Consider the following 4,334-nt stretch of genomic DNA (forward strand, 5'->3'; position numbering starts at 1 on the left):
GACCAACCGCCCACGCGTGACACTCATGGGATCAACTATAGTCCTGCGCACTGGAGGGGCGATGGGCGGGCGGGAACGACGCTCGCGCCCACCGATCGGGATCTCAAGCTGCCGATGGCCAGACGAGGACCAGGAAGGTGAAGATCGGCGCGATGACGATGAGGGACATTCCCCACTTCATCAGACCGGAGAACACCTGAGCCCGCTTGGCCTCTTCGGCGTTCGCGACGCCCAGCGCGCCCATCGTCGACAGCGGGCTGCAGTCGACCACCGAGCTGGAGACGGCCAGCGCGATGATGAACGGGATGACCCCGATCTGATCGGTCAACAGGAACGGAGTGGCGAGCGGGACCACGACGCCCAAGATGGCGGTGGTCGACGCGAAAGCCGAGACCAAGGCGCCGATGAACAGGATGACGATCGCAGCCATCAGCGGCGCATCGATGTCGGCGATTCCCGATCCGAGCCAATCGACGGTGCCCTGGCTCTCCAGCAGCGACACATAAGTGATGATGCCGCAGATCAGCAGGACTGTCGGCCAGGCGACCTTCGCCACCGCGCCCTGCGCGGAATCGGTGAAGATGAGGGAGAGCACGACCGCAATGGTCAGCGAGACGAAGCCGACGTCAAGACCGAAGACGAGAGTCATGAAGACCAGGCCAAGGATGCCGACCAGAGTGCACATCTGCTCGGTCGTGAGCCGCCTGCTGGCAAGCGGCTCGTCATCTCCGGACCTGTCCGTGGTCTCGAGCGCCGTGGCGCCCGGGGCGTCACCTGCGCTCCGGCTTGAGGCCGCGGAGGAGAGATCGGCTCCCCCAGTCGAGGCAGCTCCGCCGCCAGGAAAGACGACCTGCCCGGTCTTGGTGTCGGTGCGCTGGACCATCAACTGGCGTCCACCCAGAGTGACGTAGGCGATCGCTGCGAGGACGAACGTGGTGACGAAGGTTCCGGCGAAAAGCAGACCCGGATTGGTGGGTAGGCCTGCGCCGTCGCCGATGCCGTTGACGATGACGCCGTAGATTCCGATCGGGGAGAAGCCCCCGGCGGTGGTTCCCTGGATGACCATCATGCTCATCAATACGGGGTTGATCCTGTGCTTCGCGGCGAACTTCAGCGCGATGGGGATCACGATGGCGCATGCGGCCGGTGCCGCTGCACCGACCGCGGTGAGGGCGGCAGGGACGAAGAACATCGTCCACGGCACGAGGCCGGTGCGCCCCCTGACCGCGACGACGGCCGCCTGGACCAGCTTCTCCACCGTGCCATTGATGCTGGCGATGCCGAACAAGAAGGTGACGCCGACGAGGATGACGAACATCTGCCCAGGAAACCCGTCGAGGACGACGTCGGGCTCGACGTCGTAGACGAACGCTGCCACGAGGAACGCGGCGACCAGCGAGATGGCGCCCATGTTCACGGACCGCAATGTGCCCAACAGAAAGACGACGACGAATGCGCTGAGCGCAACGACTTCAACTGGCATGGTGCTCACCGTTCCTGCTGCCCGAAGGCATGCTGTTCTCGTTGTTGCGGGGGTTTGGGATGGGCGCCTTCGCGCCGTTTGGCGGGTGGTCGAGCTCGGCAAGGACTGCATCGGTGTGCTCGCCGAGGCCGGGCACGGCAGGGGTGACCTCGTAACCGTCTCGGAGGTTGAATGGCGGTCGGATCGTCGGAGCGTCACCCCCGCCTGTACGGATCGGCATCCAGCGATCACGCGCCGCCAGCTGCTCGTGATCAACCAAGCCGGCGAGGTCGTTCACCTCGCCGGACGGAATCCCTGCGGCGAGGAGTCGTTGGACAGCAGCGTCGTGTCCGATCCCGCTCAGCAGCTCCTCCACGCGCGTTTCGAGCTTGGCTCGGTTGCGGACGCGGTCGGCGTTCGTTGCGTAGTCGGAATGCTCGGTGAGCTCCGGGGCTTCCAGAACGTCCTCACAGAGCGATCGCCAGTGCGGCGCGGTCTGTATGGCGAAGTTCACCGACGTTCGTTCGCCGGTGCGATAGAGGCCGTAGGGAACCATCATGTTGTGCCGAGCACCCTCGCGGCGGGGCGCCCTGCCGGTATGGATCTGGTGGAACGCCGGCGCCATCATCCACTCGGAGATGCAATCGATCATCGCGACCTCGACGTGGCGGCCGATACCTGTACTGGCTCGTTCGATCAGCGCGGCTTGGACCGTGGACAGCGCGTAGACAGCGGTGCACATGTCGACGATCGAGATCCCCACCTTCGCCGGGTCTGCTTCGGTGCCGGTGACCGCCATCAGTCCGGCTTCCCCTTGCACCAGGAGGTCGAAGGCCTTGCGGTCAGCCATCGGGCCGGTCGTTCCGTAGCCGGTGATCTGGCAGTTCACCAGTTGCGGGTTCAGCTGCCGAAGATGCTCGGGGGTGAAGCCCAGGCGGTTCATGGCACCGGGCCCCAAGTTGTGCACCAGGACGTCGGACGTCTCGACGAGCTGACCGAAGTGCTTGCGACCCTCGTCGGATCGCAGGTCCATGACCACACTGCGCTTTCCGTAGTTGGCCCAGGCGAAGTAGGCGGAGTCTCCGGCGACGACCGAGTCGTATCCGCGAGCGAGGTCTCCGGTTGGAGCTTCGACCTTCACGACGTCGGCGCCGAGGTCGGCCAGGTGGCGAGCGCATAGAGGCGCTGAGACTGCGTGACCGACCTCGACGACTCTGATGCCGCGCAACGGTGCCCCGGTGGCGCCAGGCCTCGAGGCTGTGGACCCGGGCGACGAGCCTTCCGGGGTGGGCGGGTGGTGTGTGGCCAACGTGTTGCTCCGATGACGTGAGAATGTGTCGCCTGTCACGCTAGGTAGGCCCGATGTCGACCACGACGGCCAAACCTCCGACGTGTCGTCCCGGTTGTTGGACCTTCGTCCAAAGCCCACCGATGGGCACCTTCAGCAGACTTAGACTCGAGAGAACCTGGACGACGCACGCGGTGTCTGACATGCACGCGCGAGAACAACGAGGTCGAGATGCTGGTGTCCACGCTGCTGCGAGCCATCGGCGACGGGCCCCTGACGGCGCGCGGGACCATGCAGCATGACCCGGACCTCAACGAGGTCCTGCTGGACGACGGAGTCACCAGCCTCGGACCAGGACAGATCGTCTTGGCCATCCGTCCCGGCGTCGAGCAGGACCTCGTCGACCGCGCAGCTGAGGCGGGGTGCCCAGCCGTAGTGCTCGGTGCCGACACACCGGTCGATGCCGTCGATCCGCCTGAGAACGTTGTCGTGCTGGAGTGTGGCGTCGGATGGACACAACTGTTCGTCCTGCTTCGAACGATGTTGCTGGCATCACACGGCGAGGCCAACGACGACACGGGTCCCAGCTCTGTCCACGGGCTCGCGGATGCTGTCGCGGTGATGGTGGGTGGATCGGTCGTGTTGTACGACCGCGCACACCGTGTGGTCGCCTACTCAGTTCAGGGGCATCCCATCGACCAAGTCCGCCGCGACGCCATCCTTGGACGCCGCACCCCCGACCAGTGGGTTCGTCGCTTCACCGTCGACCGCACCGCCTACGAGACCTACTCCGACCCCGGGGCGGTAGTTCGGGTCGGCAACTACGAGGAGATGCGCACTCGACTGCGCATCGCCGTGCACACCGGCGGCGACGTCATCGGCGAAATCTCGGTAGGCGAAGGAGATACGCCGTTCGGACCTCACGCCGAGGAAGCGCTCCAACGTGCCGCTCGACTGGCCGTTCCGGCGATGTTGCGTCATCGGCGAGCTCAAGACGTTGAGCAGACCGCAAGAACGCGGACCGTCATGCAGCTACTCCGTGACGGCTCGGCACCAACCGGAGCGTTTGGTGAGAGCGGTGAAGGCCTGAAGCTCTTCCTGCTCGGCTTCAGCCTTGATACGACCGCCGAGCAACGCACCGATCCTGGTGATGAGTTGGCGAGTGAACGATTCGGCCACTTCCTGTCACTGCATCTCGCGGCCGTCGAGCCATTGTCCGTCGTGGCGCAGTTCGACGGGGTTTTCTGGGCTCTGGTCCCTGCCGGCCGGGCCACCGTCGATCGACTGACCGCCAGCGCTGATGCCGCTCTCGGACAACTTGAGCGAATGGGCGTCCAAGGTCGTGCCGCGTTGTCCGAGACAGCCGTTGGACCACCCGAGGCACCCACGACGAAGCGGACCATCGATAACCTCCTCGCCGTCGCGCGCGCGGGTGGTGGCAACAGGCGAGTCATGACTCCGACGACCAGCTGGGCAGAACTCGTCATGGTCGGAGCATGTCGCGGTGGTACTGAAAGTTCCAAGGACGCGAGAAGCCCCATCGCTGACCTGCTCGAGCACGACGAACGCAACGACTCCGACCTC

Annotated in this window: 2 protein-coding genes and 1 pseudogene; 1 reads left to right on the forward strand and 2 read right to left on the reverse strand. The window is 65.2% G+C overall.

Annotation, left to right across the window (positions count from 1 at the left end):
- Window positions 1-103 precede the first annotated feature (103 nt).
- Entirely contained in the window at window positions 104-1,483 is a 1,380-nt protein-coding gene (locus tag ACOJSN_RS23675; RefSeq protein WP_420114942.1) for an SLC13 family permease, read from the reverse strand.
- Window positions 1,473-2,891: a CaiB/BaiF CoA transferase family protein gene (locus tag ACOJSN_RS23680; protein ID WP_420114943.1), complete on the reverse strand. Its 1,419-nt coding sequence runs from the start codon at window positions 2,889-2,891 to the stop codon at window positions 1,473-1,475. Before ACOJSN_RS23680 ends, ACOJSN_RS23675 begins: the two co-directional genes overlap by 11 nt.
- A gap of 294 nt (window positions 2,892-3,185) precedes the next feature.
- On the opposite strand from ACOJSN_RS23680, the pseudogene ACOJSN_RS23685 reads away from it, so the two are divergent.
- Window positions 3,186-4,334, forward strand: a pseudogene (locus tag ACOJSN_RS23685) (hypothetical protein); the annotation flags it as partial.

Origin of the sequence: Pseudactinotalea sp. (genome assembly GCF_048594945.1) — a bacterium.
Taxonomy (GTDB): domain Bacteria; phylum Actinomycetota; class Actinomycetes; order Actinomycetales; family Beutenbergiaceae; genus Pseudactinotalea.